Here is a 26,714-nt window from a genome sequence, read left to right as displayed (position 1 = left end):
TCGATGGCGCTCGAAGACCGCTACGGCCTGCCGCTCTCCACCACCTCCGATGCGGCCGCATCCGCCTATCGCGAGGGTGTCGATCTCATGCTCGCGGGGTGGACCGGCACGGCGGAGATGCTGGAGCGCGCGATTGCGGCCGACCCGGACTTTGCGCTTCCCCATATCGCCCGCGCCCGCGTGCACGCTTTCTACCAGCAGGGCGATCTGGCCCGAGGCAAGGCGGCGCACGCGCGCGAGCTGGTCGCCAAACGCGGCACGGAGCGCGAGCGCTCGCATGTCGAGACGCTGGCGTTGGCGATCGAAGGCCGGCTGCCGGAGGCGATCGCATCGACGCTGAGACACATCGAGAGCTGGCCGCGCGATGCCTTGATACTGTCGCTGCCGCTCGGCGCGTTCGGCCTGTTCGCCTTCTCCGGCATGGCCGACCACGACCGCGCGCGGCATGAGCTGTGCGAGCGGCTCGCGCGGCATTACGGCGAGGACTGGTGGTTTCTCACCATGGCCGGCTGGGCGATGACGGAGAATGGCGACGTGGCACGCGGCCGCGCCGTGACCGAGCGCGGCTTCAATTTACGCCGGGCCAACGCCCACGCCGCGCATGCGGTGCTGCACGCAATGTTCGAGGACGGCTCGATCGAGGCGGCCGACCGCCTCGTCGACGACTGGATTCCCTCTTACGACCGCGCCGGAATCCTGCACGGCCACATCCGCTGGCATCAGGCGCTCGGCGCACTCGAGCATGGCGATGCGGCGCGCGCGTTGTCGATCTATGCCGACGTGCTTCAGCCTTCCGTCACGCAGGCGCCGCCGCTCAACCTCGTCACCGACGCGGCGTCGCTGCTGTGGCGCCTGTCGGCTTACGGACACACCGTGCCGAAAGCGCTGTGGCTCGACGCCGACGCCAGCGCGCAAAAGCTGTTTCCGAAGTCGGGCCTGTCCTTCGCCGACATCCACATGGCCCTGTTCGCGGCGGCGACGCAAAACCACGCCGCGCTCGGCGCGCGCCTTGCGACCATCGAGCAGCGCCTCGCCGAGGGAAAGCTGCCGGCCGGCCCCGTGGTGCCCGCGATCTTCCGCGCGCTGGCGGCCTTTGCCGAGGAGGATTACGGGACTTGCGCGCAAACGCTCGCGTCCGTTCTCGGCGAGGTCGTGCGGATCGGCGGCAGCCGCGCCCAGCGCGAGTTGATCGAGGACACCTACATCGTCGCGCTGATGCGCAGCGGCGAGCTCGCCCGCGCCCGTGCCGTGCTGGATGCCCGCCTGCACCGCCGGCCCTCCCTTCGCGACACCCGCTGGCAGGCGGCCACGGGTTAGCGCTGCCACGAAAAAAACACCGGCCTGACGGCAAGTGCCTGCGGGACGGTTTTGGGCGATTTGGACAAATCGTCGTCGGGGTGGCGCGGTGGTATTCCAGGCGGGAATTGTAGAACAAACGGGATCGCAACCAATTTGCGGTTCGATGGTCATGGTTCGGAACCTGTCCGTGGTTTCCTTGCCATTGAGCCTTCCGATGCGCCTCTTCCGACCGCTGCTGGCCGCCACGCTTGTTGCCGCCGCAACCCTTGCCGCGCTGTTAAGTCCTTGTTTTGCCGAAGCTTCCAGACCGATCCCGGTCAACAATCCGCCGGCGCCGCAGAATGCCTATATCGACCTGCTGGCGCTGATGTCCGGCCACTGCAAGACGCTCAAGGTCGCCGGTCGCACCTTCGCCTGCAAGACGGTCGCCTACGCCCATGGCGACAAGGGCCGGGTCAATTTCTCGGTCGCGGTCGATGACCCCTCCGATGCCAATCACGTGGTGTCGTTTTCGGGCGAGAACGGCAAGCGCGCCGACGACAATTCCTACGAGCTGCCGATCGACCGCATGCTGCTCAACTCCAAGGACCGGCCGAAGGTCGACGGCCTGCCGGTGCCGGCGGAGCAGACCTCCACCGGTCTCTGCCGCCAGACTGGCAACTTCGCTGCCAAGAAGGTAAACGACGTGACCTGCTCGGCAACCGACAACGAAGGCCGACGATATGAACTGCTGTTCGTCTCCGACGGTAAGCCGGTGAGCGTGCGCCGCATCCGGCAGTCGGCGCCCGCGATCCAGGATCCGTTCAAGTAGCCGTCACGCGAACGCTTTCTCCAGCGTCGCGAAGATCACCGCGAGCGACTTGTCGTGCCGCGTCACCGGCGGCACCGGGCGATCGATCTTCATCAGCTGATAGACCGCCATCTGCGCCGCGCGCACCGAATATTCGACCGTGAACACGACGTCGTCGGGGATTTCGACGAACTGGCTGACGAAAGCGAGGTTGACCGAATTCTTCGGCACCGGCAGCGGCCGGTCGGCCAGATTGCGCGGCATGAACATGCTGGTGATGTAGGGCATGCGGCAGGGAATGCAGATCGCGTCCTCGAACACGGCGCCATCGAAATTCAGATGGCCACACAGCTCCTTCAGGATCTCCGCGCCGCCGCATTCGGACATCGGCTTGGCGACGAAATTGCCGACGCGATCGGGATGCAGCGCATAGCCCCAAGAACACCTGCACGTTCTTCGGCTGACCGGCGAAATGCGGCTGGTGATAGAGCACGACCGACATCAGCCAGTTGGAGTCCTTGAATGTCACCAGGCCGCCGGTGCCGGCCGTATTGCCGGAGAACGCCTCCATCCGGTCGAAGAAGCGTGGATCGCGGCAGGTGACGGTGAAGGACAACCAGTAGGATTCCGGGATCGAGCTGTTGAAGGCGGCGGGATTGCCGAATTCGGGACGTCCCTGCGCGATCGTCTCCCACAGCGCCCAGCCCTGGCTGTCCTTCTTGGTCAGATGCGGCGGCGGCTCGGTCATCGTGCCCAGGCTCGAGGCGTCCGTCATCGAACCGTTCTGGAAGAACACGAGATCGCCGTCCTCGAGCCGGACATTGGCGATGCGGCCGTCGCGGTCGAGCACGAGCTGGCGCACCCGCAGGCGTCCGTCCTCGTTCTCGATCGCCATGTCGGTGACTTCAGTGCCGCGCACGAACTGCACACCCTGCCGCTTCAGCCAGTCCGCCAGCGGCCGCACGATCGCATCATACTGATTGTAGACGGTGCGCTTGACGCCGGCGAGCGTCTCGATGCGCGGAAACTCGCTCATGAAGCGGTGCAGATAGCGCTTCAGCTCGACCACGCTGTGCCAGGGCTGGAACGCGAAGGTGGTCTGCCACATGTACCAGAAATTGGATTCGAAGAATTTCGGCGAGAGCCAGTCGGTGATGCGGCTGTTGCCGAGCGCCTCTTCCGAGGCCTCGGTGAGCCGCAGCAGCTCGAGCCGGTCGCGCGCGGAAAAACCCATATGCGAGACATCGACCTTGAAGCGGTTGCGGTCGACGAGCCGCGCCTGCGAGTGCGCCGGGTTCTCCACGTTGAACGCGATGGTCTCGTCGCGGACGCTGAGGCCGGGATGCTCGAGCGAGGGAATGCTGGAGAGCAGATCCCAGGTGCATTCGTAATGGTCGGTGGTGAGCATGCGCCCGCCGCGCAGCGAATAGGCGCCGTTCGCGAGCAGCGCGCCGTCGAGACTGCCGCCGACCAGCGGCTGCGCCTCGTAGATCACGATGTCACGCCCTGCCTGCTGCGCGTCGCGGATCAGGAACGCCGCGCCCGCGAGCGATCCAATGCCACCGCCGATGAAATACGCCTTCATGACTTGCCTCGATTGCCGTTCGAATTCACGGATGACATTGCATCGCGAGGCAGCGGCCGAAGTTGCGCTGGATCAAGCGGGGCACGAGGCGAAATCACGTCGCCGTTATCGCCGCGGGCTTCTTCGCATAGACGTGCTCGATCTCGTCCGCGAAGCGGCGCTCGAGCGCGGGCCGCTTGTTCTTCAGCGTCGGCGTGAGCAGGCCGCTCGCGATGGTCCACGGGTCCAGCGTCCACCACACCGCGCGCGGCGTCGCGTAGGACGGATAGGCCTTCACGGGCGCCGCTATTCTCGCCAGCAGAGCAGTCCGTTCCTCCGCGCCGCCTTGCCTGCCGCTGGCAGCCAGCCTTTCCCTCTCCTGCACCCAGGCTTTTGCATTCAGCACCACTAGCGCGGTGAGGAACGGCCGCTGCTCGCCGACCACCAGCGCCTGTTCGAACAGGGGATCGGCGAGGATCGCGGTCTCAAGATCCACCGGCGCGATCTTCTCGCCGGTCGACGTCACCAGGATATCCTTGATGCGGCCGGTGATGGTGATGCGCCCGTTCTCGATGCGGGCCTGGTCGCCGGTATGCAGCCAGCCGTCGGCGTCCTTGACGCGGCGCGTCTCGTCCGGCTTGTGCCAATAGCCGAGCATCACGCTGGGACCGCGCACCAGCAATTCGTCGTTCTCGCCCAGCTTGACCTCGACGCCGTCGAGGACATGGCCGACCGAATGCGGATCATTGTCGTCGATGGTGTTGACGGAGACCACCGGCGAGGTCTCGGTCATGCCGTAGCCCTGAAGCACGTCGAGCCCGAGCGCGAGAAACAGGCGAATGACGGGTGCCGCAATCGGCGCGCCGCCGGAGACCGCGACACGCAGGCGGCCACCGAGCTGGGCCAGCACCTTGTCGGCGACGATCCGCTTCAGCAGCGGCCAGGCCAGCCGGTCCAGCAGCGACGGCACGCCATGCCGCTGCCGCGCATCGAAACGCCGGCCGCCGACGGCGATGGTGAGGTCGAGCAGCGCGCGCTCGATGCCTCCCGCTGACGCGCGGTGCTGCATGATCAACGCGTAGATGCGCTCGTAGATCCGCGGCACCGAGACCAGCACCGTCGGCTGCACATGCTTCAGATCCTCCGAGAGTTGCGGCACCGAGCGGGCATAGGCGACACAGGCGCCGGCCGCGATCGGGTAGTAATAGCCGCCGGTGCGCTCGAACGTGTGCGAAAGCGGCAGGAAGGACAGGAAGACGTCGCCCGGTTCGGCGGCGATGCGATGCGCGATCGCCTTCACATTGGCGACCACGTTGCCGTGCGACAGCATCACACCCTTCGGCCGCCCGGTCGTGCCCGAGGTGTAGACGATGGCGGCGAGGTCGTCCGGCTGGATCGCGACGTCGGGCAGCGGCGCGGTCGCGCCGGGTGCTTGTGCGAGCCAGTGGTCGAGCCCGACGATGCGCCCATCCGGCGTGATCAGCCCGCCCGCATCCGCGCAGACGACGCGTTTGAGATGGTCGAGCGGCTGGCCGGTCGCCACGATCGCCTGCCAGCGCTCCAGCGTATCGACGAACAGGAGCAGCGCGCCGGAATCGACCAGGACGTAGGCGATGCTGTCGGGGTTGTCGACGGCATGCATCGGCACCGGCACGAGGCCGCGCGACAGCGCCGCCTGGTCCATGGCGATATGCGCAATGCCGTTCGGCATCAGGATGGCGACGCGTTCGCCGGTCGCGAACGCCTCCGCGGCGAGCGCCGCCGCCACAGCTCGAATTCCGCATCGATCTCGTGCCAGGATTGGCTGACCCAACGCTGCGCGGTCGCATCGAAATGCCGATAGGCCTCCGCCGCCGGTGTCGCCCCGACGCGCCAGCGCAGCAGCTCCGGCAGTGTCCTGATCCCGGCAAGTCCGTCCAGTTGACTCGTCGGCCCCGGCATGGCGTCCTCCCGCATCATCGAATCCTGATCATTTGGTGACTCGACACTAGACTGGCCAGCCCTCGCCGCTTTGATCCTCAGCAAGCAACCATGCAAGGATGAGAACACCGCTCGGGCAACTTTCGTGTCCCGGACGCGATGCAGCCTAGGCGATGCTTGGCATCGTCCGGGGCACGAGAGTTGTCGCGAAACGAGGGAAGATCGGCATTGCGCGTCGTCCCTGCCGCCTCGCATATTTGCCTCCATATCCGCGCGAAAGGTCCGATCATGCCTCACCCCCTCCCCGCCCTCATCGTCGTCGACGTCCAGCGCGCGTTCGACGAATGGGAGGCGGCGGGAAAGCGGCGCAACAATCCGGATGCGGTGGCGCGCATCGCTGATCTCCTGCGGGCTTTCAGGACGCACAGCGCGCCGATCTTTCATATCCGCCATGAAGGCACGAAACCGAATTCGTCGTTCCTGCCGTCGCGTTCCGGCTATGCCGTCAAGGACGAGGCACGCGAGCAGCCGGGCGAGACCGTGATCATCAAGCGCGTCAACAGCGCCTTCATCGGCACCGACCTGGAGCAGCGCCTGCGCGCTGGCAGCATCGGCACGCTCGTGATCTGCGGTGCCACCACCAATCACTGCGTGGAGACGACGACGCGGATGGCCGGCAATCTCGGCTTCGACGCATGCCTCGTGCGCGATGCGACATGGACCTTCGACCGCATCGGCCCCGACGGCGACCAGCATTCCGCCGAGGAGATCCATGCCATGACGCTGTCGAATCTCGACGGCGAGTTCGCGCGGATCGTCACAACCGCCGGCGTAGTCGCCTCATTCGCGGCCAAGTAATGGCAGCAATGCGATCAGTGCCGAGGATGCGACAATGAATCTCACGGCGTACGCTCATTCGTCGCGAATCGCACGCCGCGCGCTGCGTCGTTTCGACGCCCGCGCTGGCCGGAACGCAGCAGACGCCCATCTGTTGTCACACGACATTCAACTGGAGTGATGACACCATGAAGTATCTCATTGTCGCGATCGCGGTCGGAGCTGCGGCACTTGCCGGCGGATCGGCGGCGAGCGCGGCTGGCAAGTCGAGCGCGAAGCAGAACGCGCCGGCCGCCCAATCGACCGACATCAGCGCGCAGCACCGTCACCACGGCCATCGCCATCATCACTGGCGTCCTCACCACCGCCATCACGGCTATTATCGTCCGCATCACCGGAACTATGGTTATTATCCGCGGCATCACGGCTATTACGGCGGCGGGCCGTACGGCTATTACGGCGGCGGCGGTCCCGGCGTGACGTTCAGCTTCGGCGGCGGACGCTGGTAAGAGATGAGGCCCGCAGAAATGCGGGCCTTTTTCTTTACCCGCGCAGAATCAGCCCCGCCGTCTCCACTCCGCTCGCCAGCGCTGCTTCCACCGTACCCATGTCACGGCCGCGATAGAGCGCTTCGCCCGACAACAGCAGCAGACCATCGGCACGCGCGAGGATTTCTTGTGCCGCGCGCGTCCGCGGCATCGCCCAGGAATAGGCGCCGCGGGCAAAGGGATCATGCGCCCAGTTGGTCGCCGCCGCGGCCACGAGATCGCGCGCGACCTCTTCGCGCGACAGCTTGAAGATGGCGGCAAGCGAATCGAGCCCAGCATCGATCAATGCTTTCGGATCGAGGCTGTCCAACTCCGCCGTGTGCGGGCCGCCGAACCAGCCGGTGAGCACGGCCTGCCGGCTCGGATATTGCGTCCACCACACCGGGATGGTCCGGTCGGACAACAGGAAGGTCATGCCCGCCAGATCCTGGTGTCGCTCTTGCCACCATGGCCGCGCGAAGCGCAGCAGTATCTTGATGACGTTGCCGAAGCCGATGTCGCCCGCCGCGGCAAGCTTCTCGCGCGCGCTCGCCGGCAGCGCGATCTCGCGCAGCAACGGCAGCGGCACCGTGAGGATCACACGATCGCAGCCATGGACATCGCCGCCGACGCAGCGAACGGCCGCCCTGTCGCCGTTCTCCTCGATCGCCGACACCACGCAGCCGAGATGGATGGTCACGCCGAACCCGCGGCAGTCGGCCACCAGAAAGTCGATCAGCGCGCCATAGCCGCCGTCGATGCGCGCCTGCGCGGCGTGCCCGCCATCCATCCATTCCTCGCGCAGCGCCAACGTCGAGGCGCGCTCGGGGTCGGCCGCGTCGTAGCCCTCGACCATCCGCAAGATCGAACGGCGCATCGGCGCATAGTCCTCGCCGGCGAAATGCCGGCGCAGGAGTTCGGCAACGGAGAGATCTTCCTTCAGGTTCCGAAGCACGGCTTGCAGCTCGGCCTCGTGCGGATCGTCGCGCACCTCACGCGAGAGCGCCGTCCCGTCGAAGCTCCACCGCTCCCCTGCGATCCCGTGAAGGGGCAGCCCGGCCTCGCGCAGCAATCCGCGCGTGACCGGCGCCTCGCCATGGACGAATTCGGCGCCGCCTTCGGCGCGATAGCCGAACTCCGCGTCCGGCAACGGATGGATACGGCCGCCGCAGCGCTCGCGCGCCTCCAGCACCGTCACCTTGCGGCCGGCCCGCGCCAACTCGCGCGCCGCCATCAGGCCGGCCGCGCCGGCGCCGACGATGACGATGTGCTCTGTTACCTCGCGCATGGCCACGCGTCACCGGCTCGCGGCTTGCGGATCGTTCCTGATCAGGTAGCGCAGCAGCAGGACGCCGCCGCCGAGCTCGCGCGTGCTCTCCAGCGACATCGCGGCGATCGGCGCACGCTTGTCGCTATCTTCCTCCGTCGAAGAGAACACGAAAGGGGCGCCCGCCGCGCCGTCGATCGCGGGGCTGAGGATCAGGTTGAACTCGTCGATCAGACCGGCCCGCAGGAACGCGCCATTGGCGACACCGCCGCCCTCGACCAGCAGCCGCTTCACCCCGAGCTCGCGGCCGAGAATGTCGAGCGCGAGCGCCAGATCGAGCTCGGATTGGCCGGCGAAGATATAGGACACGCCCTCCCCGCGCAGGCCCGCAAGATGCGAATCCGGCACGCTCTCGGTCAGCACCACGACGATCGGATCGCCGCCGATGTCCGAGCGGCCCCAGCCGATCTTGCCCCGCGGATCGAGCACGATTCCATAGGTTTTCGCATCACGCCGCGCGAACCAGTTTTCACGCGGCAGCTTCATGTCCGTCGCGGGATAAGGCTGGCCTTTGGCGAACTCCGAGCCGGTGACGCGGCCGATCACCCAGGCGTCGCCGCCGAGTTCGTCATGGATCTTCTCGAACCAGTCCGTGCCCGCACCCTTCGGGCGCCAGCGACTGGGATGCGTGCGGCCGTCGAGGCTGGAATGCATCAGGCAGATGACATAGAGCTTCATGCGATCCTCCGACGCCACGCTTCACACCGCCGGCCCATCGGCCCTACCGCGATCATTGACGATCACCGCGAGCGGATTGAGCTTCGGCGGCGCGACGAGCTGCAGTGTGTTGGTGTCGCGATGGTCGAATGGCGCGCCGCGCACGAACAACGCGGTCTGGATCAGATAGGTCCAGCTGCCGTCGTCGTTGAAGGTGATGTCGCAGCGGTAGGAGTCGGTGCGGAACGCCTGCTCCAGAAAATCCGTGGAGCAGATGCCGTAGGCGGTGTCGCCGCGCTTTGCGGTGACCGAGATCGTCCTGTCGTCGGGCCCGGCCTTGCCCGAGGCCAGCAGCACCTGCCCACGCGGAATCGCCAGCGTCTGCATGATCAGCCCGGTCGCAGGCTCCCATAACCAGTAGCCGACCTGGTCGTGGAAGGTGATGTCTTCTTCGGGCGTGTTGATGTGGATGTGATAGCGCAGCCCGTACAACAGCTGCGGCCCGTTGGCCTGCGGATCGATCGGGTCCATGCGGATGTGCTCGATGAAGGTCCGCCGCTCCGGCCCCTCCGCCTTCGGATTGATGTCGATGCCTTTGTCCGCCTGCCAATGCCCTGCGAGACGGCGGAGCGGGCCGAGATTGGCAAGGCCGTCGGGCGAGACGTCCTCGGGCTCGGTGAAGATGTCGGCGGGAATGGGGAGCATGGCGGCCTCACGGGATATTGCGGAGGCAGCCATAGCATGGCGGAGCCGGTGTGGCTCGTGCCCAGACCGCACAATCGCGAATGGACACAGGCGCCACGTGCAGACGATCGTCGCGCCTCACATGACGCGAAACGGAGCCGAACCTGTCCTGTTCGGCTCCGCCGCCGGGACGCTTAGTGGCGGTGATCGCGGACCTCGGGTTGCGTGCGGTGGTCCCTGACGATGGTCTGATTGCGATGGTCGCGCACGATGGGCGGATCGCGATGATCGCGCACGATGGTCAGCGCGCTCGCGGGCGTCACCGCGCCTGCCAGAATGAGCGCCGCGAAAGCCGCAAGGATGGTATTGCGCGTGAGTCTTGTCCTTTGCCTGATGGAGCACTGCGAACCACCGGACGGCAAAGCCAGGTTGACCCGTGAGAGAAATATGTGCCGTCGGTCACGTGCCGACGATCGGGTGCACGACCTTGCCGACGGCCGCTCTCAGGCCGCTTCCGACATTGAATTCGCGCGCTGCTCGAGCACGCCGATCGTGGCGACCAAATTGTCGCGCCGCGCGCGAAGGTTGAGTGCGAGCAGCGGATAGGTCGGCGCAAGCACGTCGAACACGCCGGCTTTGGCCTCCTCCTCGAGAATATCGGTATTCAACAGCCGAACGCGCCACCACAAATCGGCGATCAGCGCATCGAGCCGGAGTTCGCCGGCAGTACCAGAACGGGACATTTCTTGCATCGCATGCCTCAACCTGAAACGGGTCTCTCTATCGAGGCCCGGCTTTGGTCATGACTGAGCAAGCCGGGTGCCAGACGCGGAGCGCGATCTCCGGGAGGTCATGGAACCCACAACAACAGGCATCCCCAAGTGATCCGGCGGCCTGCCTCGGTCGTTTCCAGCCCAAGAGGTCGCTTGTCGAGGCGCTATGATCGCTGCTATCCGGGCTTTAGAGGTGCCGATCCGGGCTGAGGCCGGTTTACCCCGGAGAGTTGCGGCGCTGTTGTCGATTGGTGCGAGCGAAGGGCCGAAGGCAAAGGTGGACTGGGCTGATTTGATCGGACACGTCGCCTCCAACGGCGACCGGGAGGCTTTCAAGCGGCTGTTCGAGCATTTCGCGCCTCGCATCAAGGGGCTGATGCTCAAGGCCGGTTGCAGCTCCGATGAGGCGGAAGAGATCGCCCAGGGCACCATGATCGCCGTGTGGCGGAAGGCGCACCAGTTCGATCCCGCGACGGCGGGCGCGCCGGCCTGGATTTTCACGATCGCGCGCAACCTGCGGATCGATCTATTCCGCCGCAGGGCGCGGACGGACCGGCTGCAATCCGATTCCGAGCTGCCTGATGCACCGGATCAAGCCGAGACGGCCGACGTGCTGATGTCGCGCGTGCAGGATGCGGCGCGGATCGCCGCGGCGATCAAGCAACTCTCGGCAGAGCAATCCACGGTGGTGAGGCTGTCGTTCATCGAGGAGCGACCGCATCCGGAGATCGCGAGCACCCTCGGGATTCCCCTCGGAACTGTCAAGTCAAGGATCAGGCTCGCGATGAACCGGTTGCGAGACATTTTGGACGAAGAAGCATGACGATCAGCCATCATCCGCCGGAAGAGCTTCTGGCCGATTTCGCGGCCGGCAATCTGGAAGAGGCTCATCAACTGGTTGTCGGGGTGCATGTGGCTGGCTGCCCACGGTGCGCCCGCTTCGTGCGGGCCATCGAGCAGCTTGCGGGCGCCGCGCTGGAGGATGTCGAGCCGGTGCCGATCGCGCCCGATGCATTCGACCGCGTGATGTCGCGAATTCATCTGTCTCCGGCGGAGACCGCCGCGCCCCGCCTCGCGTCCGACATTGACCATGATCTGCCGCCGGCACTGCGGAACTATCGCATCGGCAAGCGCCGGCGCGTCGCGCCCGGTCTCAGCATGAGACCGATCGAGTTGTCCGGTTCGGGCAGCGCACGCGCCTTCCTGCTTAGATCAGCGCCGGGCTCGCGCATGCTCGAGCACACCCACACCGGCACCGAGCTGACGCTGGTGCTCGAGGGCAGCTTCAGCCATGAGGGCGGACGCTTCGGCCCCGGGGATTTCGACTATGGCGACGACGAGGTCGATCATCGTCCCATCGTCGGCGACGAAGGCCCTTGCGTCTGCCTGGTCGCCATGACCGGCGACCTGCGCATGAACGGTTTCCTCGGCCGATTGATCGGACCGTTCGTACGGCTGTGATTGCGCTTCGTCCCTCTCCTGTCGAGTGATCCGGGCCTGCGTCCGGAGCGTTTTCTTTGAAACGCAACGGAGACAGGACATGGCCGGTTCGAACCTGCCAAGCCAGGCACCAAGCGAGATTCTGCGCGAATTGCTGGCCCGCGTCTCGACTGGCGAGACACGTGCCTTCGCGGAGCTCCATACGCTGACCCGCGGCAGGCTGGGCCGGACCGCGCTGGCCGTTGGAGCCGCGCCGCACGACGTCGACGATATCCTCCAGGACAGCTTTCTGAAGATCTGGCGCAACGCTGCCCGGTTCGATTCCGGGCGGGCCCCCGCCATGGCCTGGATGTCCGCGATCGTCCGAAACACCGCCATTGATCATCTGCGGACCCGACGACAGCCGAGTGTCGAATTGGAGAAGGCGCTTGCGGTCGCGGCAGACGCTGCGCCGTCACCGACCGAGGAATTCGATTACGCCGGCGCCGAACCCGTTGCCCGCGGCGCGCTGGCCCGTTTGCCGGAAGATCGCCGCAGGCTGGTCGCTCTGGCCTATCTGGAAGGCGAGAGCCGCGCGAGCCTGTCGCGGCGCTTCGGTGTGCCGGTCGGCACCATCAAGACCTGGCTGCACCGAACCATTTTGGTCGTGCGCAAGGATTGCCTGGCCACGATGGCGGCGGCCTGAAGGCGGCAGGAAAGCGTGCATGGCCGCAGAGATCATTGAATTTCCCGAGCGTGGACGCGACCAGCTCGTCTCCTCGATCGCAAGGCTCGAAACCATCGTGAGAGAAGTCGAGCGAATCGTGGCCGACGAGCCTGAAGCCGGCGTCGACCGGCTGCTCGCAATCATGGAGCGCATGGGCGACCGATTGGTCGATCTCGCAACCCTCGTGCTCGACGAGGAGTCGAAGCTGCAGGCCCGGAAGGCCTTCATATCCTTGTCCGACAAGATCGCGGAAACCAGGGAAGCGTTCGAGCAGGTCGGAGACCGGACGCATACCTGACGCGATCGGCAGGCTGATTGACCCGGCGCCGTCGCTCAGTGCGACAGCTTTTGAGCGACGAGAAACCCGATCCAGGCGCTGACGCCGGCGAGGAACGAGCCCCAGCACACGTCCGCAAGGGTCAGTCCGGTCGACCAGTTCCGCAGCGTCGCCTGATTGGTCAGATCGTAGGTCGCATAGGTGAAGCAGCCGAGCAGCAGGCCGGATGTGAAGGCGCGCAGCGCGCCGCCGTCTTGCTGTGCAGGCAACACGGCAAACCAGATCAAGCCGAGGGGATACAGCAGATAGAAAGCTGCCGCGGCGGGCAGATCGGGTTGAGCCCGCAACATGTCGCCCAGCACGGGCCGATACAGCTTGTCGACCATGATCGTCAGCCAGACCATGTCGACGGCGACGAAAGTCACGGCCACCGCGAGATAGGTCAAGAAAAGAGTCATGTCCGTGTTTCCCGTCGCCCTGCATCCGGCCGGCTTGTCGAGCAGCGCCAGGTTAACGACCCGGGAGCCATGTCGGATCACATCGGCGATTCATTCGGCTTTGCGGCGCAGCGACCAGGGTCCATCACGGTTCCCGCCGCGGCGGCCATGGAAAGAAGGCGTTGGTGCGGGCCTGATATCGGCGATAGCGGTCCCCGCGCGATTGCAGCATCTGCTCCTCTAGCGGCGGTATGCCCGTCACATGGACCAGGATCCAGTACATGATCGCGGGCGCTGCCAGGCTGGCCCACCCCCATGGATAGCCCGGCGATAGCGCGATGACCGGGTAAGCCAGCCATCCCAGCCATTCGAAGAAATAGTTCGGGTGACGCGACCAGCGCCACAAGCCGACATCGCAGACGAGGCCCTTGCTGGAGGGGTTGCGCTTGAACTGCCGCAACTGCCGGTCCGCCAAGGCCTCGCCAGCAACGGCAACCAGGATGATGACGATCCCGGCGTAGTCCGGCAGCCGCAGTTCAGGCCCGGGCGCATGCGCCGCGAGGAAGACGGCGAACGGCAGCGGCAACGAGACCAGCGCCTGCGATTGCAGGAAGAGGAACATCCGGCGAGGCGCATCGGCGCCCCATTGGCGCGCGTAGTTCGCATAGCGGGGATCGTCGATCCCGGCTGCGGAGCGTTGCGCGATGTGCGTCCCCAGCCGCACCGACCAAAACAGCACGAGCCCCGCGACAAGCACCCGGCGGGCCGGCGAACCATCATCCAGCGGCCACAAGGCCGCGGCCGCGCCGACGAGGCCGGTCGCATAGGACCAGATCGCATCGACCCAGCCGGAATTGCCGGTGCGCTGCTGAACGACCCAGGCCAGTGCCATCAGGAGGCAGAGGGCCAGCGCAATGCCGGCAATCGCCTGAACGTATGGAAGGAACATGCTCTCACCGATTCGACCTTTGTCTGTACGTCATGTCCGGGCCGCGGTTTCGCCTTGGCGGCGGGTTCCAGGCGATCAGCCAAGTGATCCGGGCCATCGCGCCAAACGTTTCCTGTCCGGTGCTTCAAAGGACCGTAGCTGGCGGTACCGCAGTGGGGGCGAAAGAGAATGCGTTTGGCCGTAATCGGGACGGGAATTGCCGGCAATGCCGCCGCATGGCTCCTGTCGAAGCGTTACGCCGTCACCGTTTACGAGCGCGAGCAACAGCCGGGGGGACATAGCCACACCGTTCGAATCGACTATGACGGCGAGCCTCTCAACGTCGATGTCGGCTTCATCGTGTTCAACGAGACGAACTATCCGCAATTGACGTCGTTGTTCTCCCATCTGGGCGTGAAGACGGTCGAGACCTGCATGAGCTTCGCCCTCTCCGCCGATCAAGGCCGGTTCGAATGGCGGGGTGGCGGCGAGACGGCCTTGCAAACAGTCTGCGGCCTGTTCGCCCAGCCACGCAACCTCGCTTCGCCGTCATATTTTCGCATGCTGGCGGAGGTCGCGCGGTTCAACCGGCAGAGCGTGGCCGATCTAAGTGCCGGCCGGCTGCGCGACCTGACGCTCGGTGAGTATTTGCGCGGGCAATCCTTCGGGCCGCGGCTGTTCTCCGACTACCTCGGCCCGATGGGCGCGGCGATCTGGTCGTCCTCGTCCGACGACATTCTGTCCTTTCCGGCGGAGAACTTCGTGGCCTTCTTCGACAACCACCGGCTGTTGCACCTCGATCGGCCGCGCTGGCGGACCGTGGAGGGCGGCAGCCGACGCTATGTCGACAAGCTGACCGCTTCGTTCGCGCACAACATTCGGCTGGGCTGCGCGGTAACGTCGATCGACCGAACCGGGCGTGGCGTGACCGTCCGCGACAGTCACGGCGGTGAGGAAAGTTACGATGCCGTCGTGATGGCCTGTCACAGCGATCAGGCCCTGGCGGCGCTGTCGGATGCCGATGCCGAGGAACGTTCCATTCTCGGCGCGATCAGATATGCCCCCAACACCATTTACCTGCACCGTGATCCCCGCCTCATGCCGAAGCGGCGGCAGGCATGGGCGTCCTGGAACTTCCTGCGATGGGAGCGGCAGACGCCTGCCGAGAGCGACGTCGCGGTGACCTATTGGATGAACAGGCTGCAAGGCATCGACGACCGCAAGCCGTTGTTCGTCAGCCTCAACCCTCCGTTCGAGCCTGCGGCACACCTGACGTTCGGAAAGTTCAGCTTCGATCACCCGCAATACGATCTGGCAGCGTTCGCGGCGCAGCGACGGCTCCCCGCCATCCAGGGCCGTCGCCGAACCTGGTTCTGCGGCGCCTGGACCGGCTATGGCTTTCACGAGGATGGCTTGCAGGCCGGCATCTCCGTTGCCGAGGCACTTGGCAGCGAAGTACCGTGGCGCCGGCCGGAGCCGTTGCTGGCCCAAGCTGCCGAGTAAAGCGATGATCCCAGCGAAACCAGCCAGCGTGGAGGATGCGACAGCGCCCGCCGCGCTCTATTGGGGAAAGGTGATGCACGCGCGATGGCGGCCCGTGCTGCACCGGTTCACCTACCGCGTGATGAGCCTGCTGATTGATCTCGACAGGTTGAACGAAGCCGATCGCCAATCCCGGCTGTTCGGCGTCAATCGATCAGCGGCTTTCAGCTTCCACGAGCGCGATCACGGCGAAGGCACGAGCGCGGGCCTCAGCCAACACGCCCGGCACCTCGCAGCCGAACGAGGCATCGACCTCACGGGAGGCCGCGTTCTGCTTCTCTGTTATCCCAGGGTGCTCGGCTACGTGTTCAACCCGCTTTCGGTCTACTTCTGCTATGCCGCGTCCGGCGCTCTTGCGCTGCTGATCTACGAAGTCCGCAACACCTTCGGCGAAATGCATTGCTACGTCCTGCCGGTGCGGGAGGCCGCCGCGGGCTGCGCCATACGGCAAACCCAGGCGAAGGAGTTTTACGTCTCGCCCTTCATGGAGATGGAAACACAGTACCGCTTCAGCGTTTCTCCACCGCAGCGGGACGTGAGAGTCCGGATTTTGCAAAGCAGCGATCAGGGCCCGATGTTTGCGGCAGCATTCTCCGGACGACGTCGTCCCCTGACCAGCCGCTCCCTGCTGGCGGCGCTGGTCGGCCTGCCATTCCTGACGTTCAAGGTGATCGCAGCCATTCACTGGGAAGCGATGCGGCTCTGGCTGAAAGGTGTTCCCTACGTGCCTCGTTTGAAACAACGTGAGATCTAGACCATGGACCTCGCAGCCACCCATCAGGCCATGCAATTCGATGGCGTCCCGTTCTTTGGCCGACTGGCTCTGCGCCTTGCATCGCAACTTCGGTGTGGCACCGTTCACGTGCGCCTGCCCGACCACAGGATGGTGACCTTGCGTGGCCAGCTTCAGGGCCCGTCGGCCACGATCGAATTGAATAATTACAGGTTCGCGCGCAGCCTCGTCATCGGCGGCGATATCGGCATGGCTGAGGCCTATATTCGCGGCGACTGGACCACGCCCGATCTCGCCCAGCTTCTCTACGTGCTCTGTCTCAACGAAGATCTGGTCGACAACGCCTTTGCCGGCAACATGCTGGTCCGCCTGTGCCGGCGGGCAGTCCATCTCCTGCGCCGCAACACAAGGCAGGGATCGCGGCACAACATCCACCGTCATTACGATCTCGGCAACGAGTTCTTCGCGGCGTGGCTCGATTCCAGCATGACCTATTCATCGGCCTTGTTTCCGGCCGAGACAGCCGACCTTCCCGCCGCACAACGACACAAATACGAGCAGCTGGCGCAGGCCATCGAGTTGCAGCCCGGTCAGAGCGTGCTCGAAATCGGATGCGGCTGGGGCGGCTTCGCCGAATTCGCCGCCAAGACCTACGGCGCCAGCGTGCTCGCCCTCACCATCAGCAGAGAGCAGCATGAATTTGCCCGTCGGCGAATCCACGAAGCCGGGCTCGCCGAGAAGGTTGAAGTGCGACTGCAGGACTATCGCGACCAGGACGGCCGCTTCGACCGCATCGCCTCGATCGAGATGATCGAGGCCGTCGGCGAGCAGTTCTGGCCGGCCTATTTCAATCAGCTGAACCAGCGGCTCAAGCCCGGCGGCTTGGCCGGCATCCAGGCCATCACCGTCAGCGACGAACTCTTCGGCAGCTATCGGCAACGCGTCGACTTCATCCAGCGCTACATCTTCCCGGGCGGCATGCTGCCGTCGACGAACATCCTGCGCGCGCTCGGCGAACGCTTCGACATGCCCGTCATCCGCGAGCGCGTCTTCGGGCAGGACTACGCCAGGACACTCGCCCTCTGGCGCGACAATTTCAGCCAGGCCTGGACCGACCTGACCTCGCTCGGGTTCGACGAGCCGTTTCGGCGGCTGTGGGAATATTATCTCTGCTACTGCGAGGCCGGATTCAGGGCGGGGAAGATCGACGTCGGGCAGTTGGTGTTTGCGCGGCGGGGGTGAGGCGGGTCAGAGACAACGGCTCTGCCAAGCGATGCCGGGCTGCAGATGCTTCAGGAAGCAAATGGTGCCCAGGGGCGGAATCGAACCACCGACACTGCGATTTTCAGTCGCATGCTCTACCAACTGAGCTACCTGGGCGTGCTCCAAGAGAGGGGCCAAAGCCCATCGAGCGGGCGGTTTATAGTGGGCTCGGGGCGGCCTGTCCACCCGGCTTCGCCAAGAGGCTCCGCCGGGCGCGGCCCGGCTGTGCACAAGCTGCCCCGGCTGGCGCGCGGCGGGGTGCACGGTCCGGCAAACTATTGATATTATTATTTATTCGAGGTCGTCGACTTCGTCGTCGCGGCTGGGGATGACGTAGGAGCCTTTCAGCCAACGGTTCAAATCGACGTCGCGGCAGCGCGAGGAGCAGAACGGGCGGGTGGCCTCGGACTGCGGCTTGCCGCAGATCGGGCAGGTTTTGAGCGGGCTGGCGGGCTTTTTGACTTGGTCGTCCATGATGTCGGCGGCGTGCACGGGGTGAAGGGTTCAAGAGCCTGTCGGGCAACGGGTTCCGCGGGCGGGCGGCCGGCTCAAATGGCGGTGGCGTTGAGCCAGCCGAAGCGGATCGGAAAGCCCTCGCCGCCGAGCAGCGTGGTGGTCTCGTAGAGTGGCAGGCCGACGACGTTGGTGTAGGACCCCACCATCTTCACCACGAAGGAGCCGGCGATGCCCTGCACGGCGTAGCCGCCGGCTTTGCCGCGCCATTCGCCGGAGCCGATATAGGCTTGGATGTCGTCTTCCGAGAGCCGCTTGAAACGGACGCGGGTCTCGACCAGGCGCTGGCGGAACGCCTCGCGCGGCGTCACCAGGGTGATCGCGGTGTAGACGCGGTGGTTGCGGCCCGACAGCAGGCGCAGGCACTGCGCGGCCTCGTCCACCAGATTGGCCTTGGGCAGGATGCGGCGGCCGACCGCGACCACCGTATCGGCGGCGAGGATGAAGGCGCCGCGCAGCTCGTCGTCGAGCTGCACCGATTTCAGCGCCGCATCGGCCTTGGCCCGCGCAAGACGATTGGCGCAGGCGCGCGGCAGCTCGCCCCGCTTCGGCGTCTCGTCGACGTCGGCCGGGCGGAGCGCGTCCGGCTCGATGCCGGCCTGGTTGAGCAGCGACAGGCGCCGCGGCGAACCGGAGGCAAGTACGAATTTGGGGCGGCCAAGCATCAGGTGATTTGGGGGATGAGCAGGGGGTGAATTGCGCGCGGAACCTATCGGAAGGGGGCTGATTTCACAACCCGGGAACCGGGAGTTTGGTGATTCGAGGCTCCCCACCACGCATCTGCCTACGCTCTGTGACGCGGGTGTTACGCACGGCTCCTCGTGTCAGACCGGCGCCGAGCCCAATTTCGCGAAGCGCTTGCGGATGCGCATCGACAGCTGGTCGCAGACGTCGCGATAGGCGGCGAGCTTCTGGTCGCGGCTGCCCTCGATGGTGGTGGGATCCTGCGTCGGCCAATATTCGACATCGGCCGCCAGCGTCCGCGTCAGCTCCAGCGCCTTGTGGTGCGCCTCCGGCGAGAGCGTGATGATGAGGTCGAAATTCAGCCCCTCCCAATCCTCCAGCTCCTCGAAGGTCTGCGGCTTGTGGGCGGAGATGTCCTGGCCGAGCTCGGCCATCACGGACACCGCGAACGGATCGAGCTCGCCTTTCCGCGTTCCCGCCGACTTCACGTAGAGCCCTTGGGGAAACATGTGCAGCAGCAGGCTCTCGGCCATCGGCGAGCGCACGCTGTTCATCGCGCAGGCGAATAGCACGGACTGCGGATTGCTTGCGCGTGGAGGCGCAGCCATCCGCGATTATCCTTTCCAATGAAGGACGGTGATGAGCGTGAACAGCCGGCGCGATGTCTCGAAATCGACCCGCACCTTGCCCTTCAGCCGCTCCTGCAGCGTGCGCGATCCCTCGTCATGGATGCCGCGGCGGCCCATGTCGATGGCCTCGATCTTGTCGGGGGTCGCGGTGCGGATCGCCTGGTAATAGCTGTCGCAAATCATGAAATAGTCCTTCACGATCCGCCGGAACGGCGTCAGCGACAACAGATGCGCGACCACGGGCGTGCCGTCCTCGCGGCGGATGTCGAACATCAGGCGATTACCGGTGATGCCGATATGCAGCGTGAACGGACCCCTTCCCTCGGCGCCCTCGGGCGCGAACAGGTTCTGCTCGATCAGGTCGTAGATCGCGATCGCGCGCTCATGCTCGATGTCGGGCCCGGAACGGCCGATCGAGTCCTCGTCGAGCGTGACGCCGACGATGCGATTGCTGGAGTCGTCCTGTTCAGGCAGCTCTGTCATGACAGATTGAGGCGCAATCCAATCGAACGCGAATGGGCGTCCAGCCCCTCGGCCTTGCCGAGCGTCATCGCGGCAGGTCCGAGCGCACGCAGCTGATCCGGGCCGCATTTCAGGATCGAGGTGCGCTTGATGAAGTCGTGTACCGAGAGCCCTGAGGAGAATCGCGCCGAGCGCGCCGTCGGCAGCACGTGGTTGGAGCCGCCGACATAGTCGCCGATCGCCTCCGGCGTATGCGGCCCGAGGAATACCGCGCCGGCATTGCGGATCTTCGCCGCCAACGCGTCGGGATCCACGGTCATGATCTCGAGATGCTCGGCGGCAATGGCGTCCGCGAGCGGAATGGCGTCGGTGAGGTTCTTCACCATGATGATGGCGCCGAAATCCGCCCAGGAGCTGCCTGCGATCGCCGCGCGCGGCAATGTCTTCAGCTGCGCCTCGACCGCCTTCTCGACGTCGGCGGCAAGGCGCGCGGAATCGGTGATCAGGATGGATTGCGCGCTGGCATCGTGTTCGGCCTGCGCCAGGAGATCGGCGGCGATCCAGTCGGCATTGCCGGTGTCGTCGGCGATCACCAGCACCTCGGAGGGACCTGCGATCATGTCGATGCCGACCTTGCCGAACACCAGCCGCTTGGCCGCGGCGACATAGGCATTGCCGGGGCCGACGATCTTGGCGACCGGCGCGATCGTCGCGGTGCCGTGCGCCAGCGCGGCCACGGCCTGCGCGCCGCCGACGCGGTAGATCTCGGTGACGCCGCCGAGATACGCCGCCGCCAGCACCAGTGGATTGAGCTTGCCGTCGGGTGACGGCACCACCATCACCAGACGCGAGACGCCGGCGACCCTTGCAGGCACCGCGTTCATCAACACCGAGGACGGATAGGCCGCGGTGCCGCCGGGCACATAGAGGCCGGCGGATTCGATCGCGGTGTAGCGCCAGCCGAGCTCGACGCCGAGCGGATCGGTGAAGCGCTCGTCCTGCGGCAGTTGGCGGCGGTGATAGGTCTCGATGCGATCCCGCGCGAGCTTGAGCGCATCCAGCGTCGCAGGCTCGCAGGCCTTGGTCGCGGTCTCGATCTCATCAGCGGTCACGCGCAGGCCGGATGCGTCCAGCTTCAGGCGGTCGAACTTGGCGGTCGCCTCCAGCAGCGCGGCATCGCCCCGCCTGGCCACGTCGTCGACGATTGCGCGCGCGGCGGCCTCGACGTCGGCCGAGATCTCGCGCTTGGCGGCGAGGAAGGCCGCGAATCGCTGGTCAAAATCGGCGCTGCTGCGGTCGAGGCGAACGGGCATGTCAGGCTTGGCTTCTGGCTGGTCTTGGGGCGATTGGCGCACCAGGTCCCCTGCTCAATGGCGCGGCGGGGAAGCGGCGTCAACCCTCGCAAGCCGCCGTTCTGGCGCAGGCTTGAGCCGGAGCGGCTGGTATACCGGGGGCCTCACAGCTCCCCCTCGATCTCCAGCCCCGTCCCCAGCGTGTCGTCCCCGAGGTCGGTCAGCTCGCATTCCAGGCATTCGACGTCGAGCCGGACGGCGCCGCCTTCCGCGAACAACAGCAGGGCGCTGCCGCCGGGCTCCGCCTCGCGCCCGTCCCTCGGGTGAAACTCGATGCCGACGAGGTCCATGACCTTCTCGGGCGCAGCCAGGTCGATGTTGCGAGCCTTGCAGGCGAGGACGCGGTCGAAGCGGAGCGCAGAGACGAGCCGGCGCGGCTCGGTCTGTCCTCCCAGCGTCTGCTCCCAGTCCAGCCGGCTCAGACCGACTACGAGCCGCTTCTCGCTCTGCCGCCAGATGATGTCGGAGACCTGGACCCGGGCATCCTGGACATGGGTCGAGATCACGGCGAGATCGTCGGCGTCGAGGGCGATCAGTTTGAGCTGGGGCGACATCGCCGACGCTTCTCCTTCGGAATGGACGGGGCTCAACGCGGACCGGCGCCGAAATTTCCGCTCAAACTAACGGGCCGGCTGGCTAGAGGCTATTGATATCCGCCATCTCCAGCACCTTCCGCGGATACCCCTCGCGGGCGACCCGGATCATGACGCGGCCGATCTGCCCGGTCGAGGTGACCAGCCGCGGCAAGATCCGGCGCAGCACCGGCCAGAGCGGCCGGGTTGCGGCATAGACCGCCTGCACCCAGGCGGTCCTGGACCGGGCGCCGCGCAGCCCGAGCACATGGTCGATGCCGGCTTCGACTAGTTATTCGCGCAAGACGCCCTGCCCGACCATGCCGGTCGCGCCGAAGATGATGCCTCGCATCCGGATGTCCCCAAGGGCATCGCCGCTCATGCGGCGACCGCCCTGTCGCAAGGATACACCGGCCGGCGTTTCCGTGCGATCAGGGCGATCTTGACGTGAGGCGCCTTACTCCTTGAAGAACGCCAGCAGGTCGGCGTTGATGGTTTCGGCGTGCGTGGTCGGCATGCCGTGCGGGAAACCCTTGTAGGTCTTCAGCGTGCCATTCTTCAGCAGCTTGGCCGACAGCGGCCCGGAATCGGCGTAGGGCACGATCTGGTCGTCCTCGCTGTGCATCACCAGCACCGGCACGTTGATCTTCTTGAGATCCTCGGTGAAGTCGGTCTGCGAGAACGCGACGATGCCGTCGTAATGCGCTTTGGCGCCGCCCATCATGCCCTGGCGCCACCAGTTCTGGATCACCGCTTCCGAGGGCTTTGCGCCGGGACGGTTGTAGCCGTAGAACGGGCCGGCAGGGAGGTCGCGATAGAATTGCGTGCGGCTGGCGGCGAGCTGCTTCTGCAGATCGTCGAACACGCTCTTCGGCAGGCCGCCGGGATTGGCCGCAGTCTGCACCATCAGCGGCGGCACCGCGGAGAGGATCGCCGCCTTCGCCACCCGGCTCTCGCCATGGCGCGCGATGTAGTGCACGACTTCGCCGCCGCCGGTGGAATGGCCGACATGGATGGCGTTCTTGAGGTCGAGATGCGCGGTGACGGCCGCGAGGTCGTCGGCATAGTGATCCATGTCATGGCCGTCGGAAACCTGCGACGAGCGGCCATGGCCGCGGCGGTCATGGGCGATGACGCGATAGCCGTTGTTGGCGAAGAAAATCATCTGCGCGTCCCAGTCATCGGCCGACAACGGCCAGCCATGGCTGAACACGATCGGCTGGCCACTGCCCCAGTCCTTGTAGAAGATCTCGACGCCGTCTTTGGTGGTGATGGTGGGCATGATCGCTCTCTTTCAGTGCAGTTCGATTGCGTTACGCGTGAACAGGCACGCGCCGACGTTGCGCAGGTAATCGCGCGCGATCCCGAATGCGACGCCTCGCATCGACCGGGACGTTGAGAATCGTGTGATCAGGCAAATGCCATCGGCTTGAAGCGACGCCAGGCACCGATGGTGAGCACGACGAAGAACACCAGCACGACGCCCTGCACCGCCGCGAACACGGGGCCCGACGGAGGCGCCGGCGCCACGGCGGGCGCGAGCGCGGCAAGCGCCGGGACCTTGAGGAACGACTGGATGACCAGCACGAAGACGTTGAAATAGAGCGAGATCATCGCGGTCACGACATAGACCGGGCGCCAGGCACCCGCGAGCTTCATGCCGTACAGCGCGAAGCAGGCGATGGCGAGCAGCACCAGCGAGATGATGCCGATGATGTGCGACGGCAGCAGCTTCTCGAACGGAAACAGGAAGCCGGTGACGCTGGTGAGGATCGTGAAAGCAAGGAAGATCGCGGTCAGGCCCGGCATCGACTTCGAGCCGAGCAGGCCGAACATCACGACGAGGCCGGCGACGATGCCGATCAGGCTGATGACGACATGGACCAACGTGAAGGCGGGCAAGCTCAAGCCAAGGACCATGACATCGTCTCCTAATCGTCCGGCATTAAAATTCAGGAGATTAGTATTACGACCCTCATGGGATTGCCACCTGCGTTGTCGTCACATGCAGGTGCGAAGCCATGCGCCATCGTGCGAATCGACAAGCGCATGGCTGAATTTTTTGCACCGCTGTCACAAACGACGGCAGATTTCGACGAAAGTTGAATCGGAAATTCAAACTTCCTTGGTGTCGAAGATCAGGAGGTCGGCGCCGCCGCTGGCGAATTTCGGCACGTCGGCGCCGGTCGCCTTGCCCTCTTCGCTGCCGAAAGCCTTCTGGATGTCGGCCACGCTGTCGAAGGTGAGAATGGCAACGAGATGGATTCCGGATGGGCCGGCGGGAGATGCGACCGGCCCCTTGCTCACGGCGTATTTCTTCAGGCCGGGAAGTTTCTTGGCGAGTGGAATGTGGGTCTCGGCATAGTACTTGTCGAAGGCAGCAGCATCCTTGGGGGTTTTGTACAGCACGACGATTTCAGCCATTTAGTCCTCCCGTTGAGTTTGTTGTCTTTAGACCCTCATGGTGAGGAGGCGCGCGAGCGCCGTCTCGAACCATGCAGGCCCGGCTGTTGAATCCGGGCCATCATCCTTCGAGACGCGCTACGCGCTCCTCAGGATGAGGAGATAGTCTGCAGTTGCCGGCAAAACCGCAAGCCTCATTCGACTTGCCATTACCTTGTCTTGTCCTTGACTTATTTCTTTGAGCACGATCTTGCCGGAAAACCGCTTCACACTTTTCCGGATCGTGCTCTATAGCGCCGGTTTTGCGGCGTCGCCGAGATAGCCGTGCAGGGAGGCCACGACCTGGGCGCCCTCGCCGATGGCGCCGCCGACCCGCTTGACCGAGCCGGAGCGGACGTCGCCGACGGCATAGACGCCGGGCACCGACGTCTCGAGCGGCGCCACCAGCCTGCCCTGGTTCTGCTCGGACTGCGCGCCGGTCACGACGAAGCCGCCGCGATCTAGCGTCACGCCGCAGCCGTCGAGCCAGGAGGTGGCGGGATCGGCGCCGACAAACAGGAACAGATTGCGGATGTCGGCGGAATCCTCGTCATCGGACAGCCGGCTCTTCCAGCGGATGCGCCGCAGCAGCGCGGCCTCGTCGCCCTCGAGCGCCGTGATCTCGGTGTTGAACATCAATTCGATGTTCGGCGCCGCTTCGATGCGCTCGATGAGATAGCGCGACATGCTGGCTCCCAAGCCACCGCCGCGGATGATCATCAGGACTTTCTTGGCGTGACCCGACAGGAACACCGCGGCCTGGCCCGCCGAATTGCCGGCACCGACCAGCGCGACCTCCTCGCCGGCGCACAGCTTCGCCTCGACCGGCGAGGCCCAATACCAGACGCCGCGTCCTTCGAACTTGTCGAGATTGTCGATCTCCGGCCGGCGATAGCGCGCGCCGCTGGCGACTACGATCGAACGCGAACGCAAGGGATTGCTGCCGTCGAGCGCCACAGCGAAGGCGCCATCCTTGCGCGTGCAATCGAGCGAATTCGCCGTCACGGGAATCATGATGTCGGCGCCGAATTTCTGCGCCTGGGTGAAGGCGCGCGCAGTCAGGGCCTGGCCCGAAATGCCGGTCGGAAAGCCCAGATAATTCTCGATGCGCGCGCTGGCGCCGGCCTGGCCACCGAAGGCGCGGGTATCGAGCACCGCGACGGACAATCCTTCCGACGCTGCGTACACGGCGGTGGCGAGCCCGGCCGGGCCGCAGCCGACGACTGCAACGTCATAGATGCGATCGTCCTTGGCGCCGCCGATCATGCCGATGGCGCGGGCAAGCTCGGTCTCGTTGGGATTGCGCAGCACGGCGCCGTTGGCGGCAACGACCAGCGGCCAGTCTTCCGGCTTCGGTGAATAGCGCGCGATGACCTCGGCGGCGTCGCGATCCCTTGCGGGATCGAGCAGATGATGCGGCAGACCGTTGCGGGTGAGAAAGCCCTGCAATCGCACCACGCCGGCGGAGTTCGACGGACCGATCAGCACAGGACCGCCCATGCCGTCCTGGATCAGATTGACCCGGCGCAGGATCAGCGCGCGCATGATGCGCTCGCCGAGTTCCGCCTCGGCGACCAGCAGCGCACGCAAGCGCTCCGGCGGCAACAGCAGCGTCTCGACATCGCCCTCGGCGCGGCCGTCGACCAGTGCCGGCTGTCCCGAGAGCTGGCTGAGTTCGGCCAGGAATTGCCCCGGTCCCTGGTCGATGACAGGGGTGACGTGGCCGAGACCGTCGCGCTGGGTGATGGCGACATGGCCCTTCAGCACCACGAACATGCCGGGCCCGGGCTTGCCGGTCTCGAATAGGAACTCGCCGTCGGCATAGCTGCGGACTTCACCGAAATGCCTGATGCGCTCGATCTCGGCGGGCGTCAGCGTCGGAAAGGTCTGCTCGGGGCGGATGAAGCGCGACATCAGCGCCTCACCGTCATTTGGTTGCCGTCCGTTCTGCCCCATCGTCATTCTCACTCATTCCGAATTCCAGGTGCCGGCTTTGCCGGCGGCCCCCTCATTTAGGGAACCATCTTCATTCTGCGAGGGCTCCGTGCCCGCGGCGCGTTCGCGCGCCTGCAGCTTGCGCCGCTTGAGGTTTTCACGCAGCGCCGATTTCAGGCGGTCGTCCCGGGACGTCCTCGCCCGGGTCGTGCTCTTGTCGGTCTCGTCGGCCATCACGGGTCCATCACATCGGTCGGCGGCAGGATGCCACCGAATGGCGACAGCTCAAGAGGCGAGCGCGATCCATTCGTGCGAAACGCGAATTGGATCGAATCCGATGCCTGGAGCAACTGACCATTTGGCGGGGATATCGGAGCAGAATCGCCAGAAAGTCGGCAGTTTCGCGCCGAAACGGGCATTT

The 26,714-nt window shown here is 65.5% G+C and carries 30 protein-coding genes, 1 tRNA gene and 2 pseudogenes; 11 read left to right on the top strand and 22 right to left on the bottom strand.

All coding sequences use genetic code 11. The annotated features are described in order from the left end of the window. Window positions 1–3: 3 nt before the first annotated feature. Both IVB24_RS06075 and IVB24_RS06070 read left to right on the top strand, forming a co-directional pair. Window positions 4–1,317 carry a tetratricopeptide repeat protein gene (locus IVB24_RS06075; RefSeq protein ID WP_247772381.1) on the top strand — a complete coding sequence of 438 codons (1,314 nt, stop codon included), beginning with the start codon at window positions 4–6 and terminating at the stop codon, window positions 1,315–1,317. Between the two features lie 196 nt (window positions 1,318–1,513). Then, entirely contained in the window at window positions 1,514–2,110 is a 597-nt protein-coding gene (locus IVB24_RS06070; protein ID WP_166476302.1) for a hypothetical protein, read from the top strand. Window positions 2,111–2,113: 3 nt separating this feature from the next. Here the strand turns inward: IVB24_RS06070 and IVB24_RS06065 are convergent. After that, window positions 2,114–3,674, bottom strand: a pseudogene (locus tag IVB24_RS06065) (oleate hydratase). Between the two features lie 94 nt (window positions 3,675–3,768). Beyond that, window positions 3,769–5,594: pseudogene (locus IVB24_RS06060) on the bottom strand (AMP-dependent synthetase/ligase). 267 nt (window positions 5,595–5,861) lie between these two features. Between IVB24_RS06060 and IVB24_RS06055 the strand changes: the two are divergent. Both IVB24_RS06055 and IVB24_RS06050 read left to right on the top strand, forming a co-directional pair. After that, window positions 5,862–6,431, top strand: a complete 570-nt coding sequence (locus IVB24_RS06055; protein ID WP_247772380.1) for a cysteine hydrolase family protein — start codon at window positions 5,862–5,864, stop codon at window positions 6,429–6,431. A gap of 167 nt (window positions 6,432–6,598) precedes the next feature. Then, a complete protein-coding gene (locus IVB24_RS06050) occupies window positions 6,599–6,919 on the top strand; it encodes a hypothetical protein (RefSeq protein ID WP_247772379.1) in 321 nt (106 codons plus the stop codon). Between the two features lie 34 nt (window positions 6,920–6,953). Here IVB24_RS06050 and IVB24_RS06045 read toward each other — a convergent pair whose 3' ends face one another. The 5 genes from IVB24_RS06045 to IVB24_RS06030 all read right to left on the bottom strand — a co-directional run bounded on the left by IVB24_RS06045 (window position 6,954) and on the right by IVB24_RS06030 (window position 10,357). Continuing rightward, window positions 6,954–8,225 (bottom strand): NAD(P)/FAD-dependent oxidoreductase, encoded by a 1,272-nt coding sequence (locus IVB24_RS06045; protein WP_247772377.1) that lies wholly within the window; start codon window positions 8,223–8,225, stop codon window positions 6,954–6,956. Window positions 8,226–8,234: 9 nt separating this feature from the next. Further along, window positions 8,235–8,942: a dihydrofolate reductase family protein gene (locus IVB24_RS06040; protein ID WP_247772375.1), complete on the bottom strand. Its 708-nt coding sequence runs from the start codon at window positions 8,940–8,942 to the stop codon at window positions 8,235–8,237. Between the two features lie 21 nt (window positions 8,943–8,963). Continuing rightward, window positions 8,964–9,626 (bottom strand): heme-binding beta-barrel domain-containing protein, encoded by a 663-nt coding sequence (locus IVB24_RS06035; protein WP_247772374.1) that lies wholly within the window; start codon window positions 9,624–9,626, stop codon window positions 8,964–8,966. Between the two features lie 173 nt (window positions 9,627–9,799). Beyond that, a complete protein-coding gene (locus IVB24_RS40005) occupies window positions 9,800–9,928 on the bottom strand; it encodes a hypothetical protein (protein ID WP_256471568.1) in 129 nt (42 codons plus the stop codon). 180 nt (window positions 9,929–10,108) lie between these two features. Next, complete coding sequence (locus tag IVB24_RS06030) at window positions 10,109–10,357, bottom strand: hypothetical protein (protein ID WP_166467951.1); 249 nt, start codon at window positions 10,355–10,357, stop codon at window positions 10,109–10,111. Window positions 10,358–10,655: 298 nt separating this feature from the next. On the opposite strand from IVB24_RS06030, the gene IVB24_RS06025 reads away from it, so the two are divergent. The 4 genes from IVB24_RS06025 (at window position 10,656) to IVB24_RS06010 (ending at window position 12,822) form a co-directional block, all read left to right on the top strand. Next, a complete protein-coding gene (locus IVB24_RS06025; protein WP_140481387.1) occupies window positions 10,656–11,201 on the top strand; it encodes a sigma-70 family RNA polymerase sigma factor in 546 nt (181 codons plus the stop codon). Then, entirely contained in the window at window positions 11,198–11,839 is a 642-nt protein-coding gene (locus IVB24_RS06020) for a ChrR family anti-sigma-E factor (RefSeq protein ID WP_094976541.1), read from the top strand. Before IVB24_RS06025 ends, IVB24_RS06020 begins: the two co-directional genes overlap by 4 nt. Window positions 11,840–11,918: 79 nt before the next feature. Beyond that, complete coding sequence (locus IVB24_RS06015; RefSeq protein ID WP_247772372.1) at window positions 11,919–12,503, top strand: sigma-70 family RNA polymerase sigma factor; 585 nt, start codon at window positions 11,919–11,921, stop codon at window positions 12,501–12,503. A gap of 19 nt (window positions 12,504–12,522) precedes the next feature. Continuing rightward, on the top strand, window positions 12,523–12,822 hold the full coding sequence (locus tag IVB24_RS06010) for a hypothetical protein (RefSeq protein WP_247772371.1): 300 nt from the start codon (window positions 12,523–12,525) through the stop codon (window positions 12,820–12,822). 35 nt (window positions 12,823–12,857) lie between these two features. Here IVB24_RS06010 and IVB24_RS06005 read toward each other — a convergent pair whose 3' ends face one another. Beyond that, a complete protein-coding gene (locus IVB24_RS06005) occupies window positions 12,858–13,259 on the bottom strand; it encodes a DUF2177 family protein (RefSeq protein WP_094977058.1) in 402 nt (133 codons plus the stop codon). Window positions 13,260–13,383: 124 nt separating this feature from the next. Further along, window positions 13,384–14,187 (bottom strand): DUF1295 domain-containing protein, encoded by an 804-nt coding sequence (locus IVB24_RS06000; protein WP_247772370.1) that lies wholly within the window; start codon window positions 14,185–14,187, stop codon window positions 13,384–13,386. A gap of 168 nt (window positions 14,188–14,355) precedes the next feature. Here IVB24_RS06000 and IVB24_RS05995 point away from each other — a divergent pair, with 168 nt between their 5' ends. Genes IVB24_RS05995 through IVB24_RS05985 form a run of 3 tightly spaced genes read left to right on the top strand, consistent with a single transcriptional unit; the run spans window position 14,356 to window position 17,683 of the window. Further along, window positions 14,356–15,669: an FAD-dependent oxidoreductase gene (locus IVB24_RS05995; RefSeq protein ID WP_247772369.1), complete on the top strand. Its 1,314-nt coding sequence runs from the start codon at window positions 14,356–14,358 to the stop codon at window positions 15,667–15,669. A 4-nt stretch (window positions 15,670–15,673) separates the two neighbouring features. Then, complete coding sequence (locus IVB24_RS05990; RefSeq protein WP_247772367.1) at window positions 15,674–16,462, top strand: DUF1365 domain-containing protein; 789 nt, start codon at window positions 15,674–15,676, stop codon at window positions 16,460–16,462. 3 nt (window positions 16,463–16,465) lie between these two features. Next, window positions 16,466–17,683: a cyclopropane-fatty-acyl-phospholipid synthase family protein gene (locus IVB24_RS05985; protein ID WP_247772366.1), complete on the top strand. Its 1,218-nt coding sequence runs from the start codon at window positions 16,466–16,468 to the stop codon at window positions 17,681–17,683. 62 nt (window positions 17,684–17,745) lie between these two features. Here the strand turns inward: IVB24_RS05985 and IVB24_RS05980 are convergent. The 13 genes from IVB24_RS05980 to IVB24_RS05920 form a co-directional block, all read right to left on the bottom strand. Next, window positions 17,746–17,821: transfer RNA gene (locus IVB24_RS05980), tRNA-Phe, on the bottom strand. A gap of 174 nt (window positions 17,822–17,995) precedes the next feature. Further along, window positions 17,996–18,178 (bottom strand): DNA gyrase inhibitor YacG, encoded by a 183-nt coding sequence (gene yacG / locus IVB24_RS05975; RefSeq protein ID WP_166467944.1) that lies wholly within the window; start codon window positions 18,176–18,178, stop codon window positions 17,996–17,998. Window positions 18,179–18,252: 74 nt separating this feature from the next. Beyond that, the gene (locus IVB24_RS05970) at window positions 18,253–18,882 is read right to left on the bottom strand and encodes a Maf-like protein (RefSeq protein ID WP_094976530.1); all 630 of its coding nucleotides are present in this window, start codon (window positions 18,880–18,882) and stop codon (window positions 18,253–18,255) included. A 159-nt stretch (window positions 18,883–19,041) separates the two neighbouring features. Continuing rightward, complete coding sequence (locus tag IVB24_RS05965) at window positions 19,042–19,509, bottom strand: arsenate reductase ArsC (RefSeq protein WP_247772365.1); 468 nt, start codon at window positions 19,507–19,509, stop codon at window positions 19,042–19,044. Between the two features lie 6 nt (window positions 19,510–19,515). Beyond that, a complete protein-coding gene (locus tag IVB24_RS05960; RefSeq protein WP_094976528.1) occupies window positions 19,516–20,013 on the bottom strand; it encodes a UPF0262 family protein in 498 nt (165 codons plus the stop codon). Further along, window positions 20,010–21,305 carry a histidinol dehydrogenase gene (gene hisD / locus IVB24_RS05955; RefSeq protein ID WP_094976527.1) on the bottom strand — a complete coding sequence of 432 codons (1,296 nt, stop codon included), beginning with the start codon at window positions 21,303–21,305 and terminating at the stop codon, window positions 20,010–20,012. Before hisD ends, IVB24_RS05960 begins: the two co-directional genes overlap by 4 nt. Window positions 21,306–21,448: 143 nt before the next feature. Further along, window positions 21,449–21,898 carry a DUF2948 family protein gene (locus IVB24_RS05950; protein ID WP_094976526.1) on the bottom strand — a complete coding sequence of 150 codons (450 nt, stop codon included), beginning with the start codon at window positions 21,896–21,898 and terminating at the stop codon, window positions 21,449–21,451. A gap of 82 nt (window positions 21,899–21,980) precedes the next feature. After that, a complete protein-coding gene (locus IVB24_RS05945; protein WP_247772363.1) occupies window positions 21,981–22,145 on the bottom strand; it encodes a hypothetical protein in 165 nt (54 codons plus the stop codon). A 228-nt stretch (window positions 22,146–22,373) separates the two neighbouring features. Continuing rightward, on the bottom strand, window positions 22,374–23,198 hold the full coding sequence (locus tag IVB24_RS05940) for an alpha/beta hydrolase (RefSeq protein ID WP_247772362.1): 825 nt from the start codon (window positions 23,196–23,198) through the stop codon (window positions 22,374–22,376). Between the two features lie 128 nt (window positions 23,199–23,326). Next, window positions 23,327–23,836 (bottom strand): hypothetical protein, encoded by a 510-nt coding sequence (locus IVB24_RS05935; protein ID WP_247772361.1) that lies wholly within the window; start codon window positions 23,834–23,836, stop codon window positions 23,327–23,329. 195 nt (window positions 23,837–24,031) lie between these two features. Next, window positions 24,032–24,340, bottom strand: a complete 309-nt coding sequence (locus IVB24_RS05930; protein WP_094976523.1) for an EthD family reductase — start codon at window positions 24,338–24,340, stop codon at window positions 24,032–24,034. Window positions 24,341–24,607: 267 nt separating this feature from the next. Further along, window positions 24,608–26,314 carry an FAD-dependent oxidoreductase gene (locus IVB24_RS05925; RefSeq protein ID WP_247774050.1) on the bottom strand — a complete coding sequence of 569 codons (1,707 nt, stop codon included), beginning with the start codon at window positions 26,312–26,314 and terminating at the stop codon, window positions 24,608–24,610. Between the two features lie 12 nt (window positions 26,315–26,326). Beyond that, on the bottom strand, window positions 26,327–26,527 hold the full coding sequence (locus tag IVB24_RS05920; RefSeq protein WP_247772359.1) for a hypothetical protein: 201 nt from the start codon (window positions 26,525–26,527) through the stop codon (window positions 26,327–26,329). Window positions 26,528–26,714: the final 187 nt, after the last annotated feature.

Source organism: Bradyrhizobium sp. 192 (assembly GCF_023100965.1).
GTDB lineage: Bacteria > Pseudomonadota > Alphaproteobacteria > Rhizobiales > Xanthobacteraceae > Bradyrhizobium > Bradyrhizobium symbiodeficiens.
Note: the sequence above shows the minus strand (reverse complement) of the source record. Positions and strands in the feature narration are given on the sequence as shown.